A 1,271-nucleotide genomic window follows, 5' to 3' on the forward strand; every position below is an offset into this window, starting at 1 on the left:
TGACCTGCCACTGAAATTTTCCTCCAGGTTGAGTTAGAGTCCGGCCCCTCACAAGGACGGACAATGAAGCGTTCACGGTTCACGGACGAGCAGATTATTGGGATTTTGCGGGAGCAGGAGGCTGGGGCAAAGGCGGCCGACCTGTGCCGGAAACATGGCATGTCGGAAGCCACCCTGTACAACTGGAAAGCCAAGTTCGGCGGCATGGATGTCTCCGACGCCAAACGGTTGAAGGCGCTTGAGGATGAGAACGCCAAACTGAAGAAGCTGCTGGCCGAGACGATGCTCGATGCCTCGGCCTTGCGCGAGCTGCTCTCAAAAAAGTGGTAAGGCCCGCCGCTCAGCGCGAAGCCGTCGCGCACCTGCAGGCCAGCTTTGGCCTGTCGGAACGGCGGGCCTGTTCCCTCATCGGAGTGGATCGCACCACGGTCCGCTATCGCTCCTGCCGGCCGGATGATGCAGCCCTTCGAGGCCGGCTACGCGAGCTGGCCCACAAGCGGCGTCGCTTCGGCTATCGGCGGCTGTTTGTGCTGCTGCGGCGGGAAGGCGAGAGCGCGGGCCTGAACCGGGTCTACCGGCTTTATCGTGAGGAGGGCCTGACGGTTCGTAAGCGTCAGGCGCGCCGACGGGCTGTGGGCACACGGGCGCCGATCCTGGTGGAGGCCAAAGCCAACGCGCGCTGGTCGCTCGACTTTGTCCATGACCAGTTTGCCAACGGCCGGCGCTTCCGGATCCTGAACATCGTCGATGACGTGACGCGGGAATGCCTGGCAGCGATCCCCGATACCTCGATCTCGGGCAAGCGGGTCGCCCGGGAACTGACAACCCTGATCGAGCGGCGTGGCACGCCGAGGATGATTGTCTCCGATAACGGCACCGAACTGACCTCGAATACTATTCTCACTTGGTGTACCGAGCACCGGATCGAGTGGCATTACATTGCCCCAGGCAAGCCGATGCAGAACGGCTACATTGAGTCGTTCAACGGCCGCATGCGGGACGAGCTGTTGAACGAGAGCCTGTTCTTCGGCCTGGATCATGCCCGCCAGCTGATTGCGGCCTGGGTTGCAGATTACAACACCGCGAGGCCCCATTCCTCATTGGGCTATCAGACACCTACGGCATTTGCCGAGGCTCTACGAACCGCAAGGGACCATCACGCTGCGCAACGGACAGGCTCCGCGCGCTGGCCCCTTGCTCACGTCGCGCCACACGGCGTATCACCTGCCGGGGCTCTAACGGCGGCTGGATGAAACTTCAGTGGCAGGTCA

Annotated in this window: 1 protein-coding gene; it reads left to right on the forward strand. The window is 62.4% G+C overall.

The window, feature by feature from the left end; genetic code table 11:
• Positions 1–63: 63 nt before the first annotated feature.
• Positions 64–1,253 (forward strand): IS3 family transposase gene (locus JKL45_RS29565; RefSeq protein ID WP_201865331.1). Its coding sequence is split into 2 segments (ribosomal slippage): positions 64–316 and positions 316–1,253, totalling 1,191 coding nucleotides; the frame shifts between segments, so codons are not numbered across the junction.
• Positions 1,254–1,271: the final 18 nt, after the last annotated feature.

This window comes from Microvirga soli, assembly GCF_016734765.1.
GTDB classification, from domain to species: domain Bacteria; phylum Pseudomonadota; class Alphaproteobacteria; order Rhizobiales; family Beijerinckiaceae; genus Microvirga; species Microvirga soli.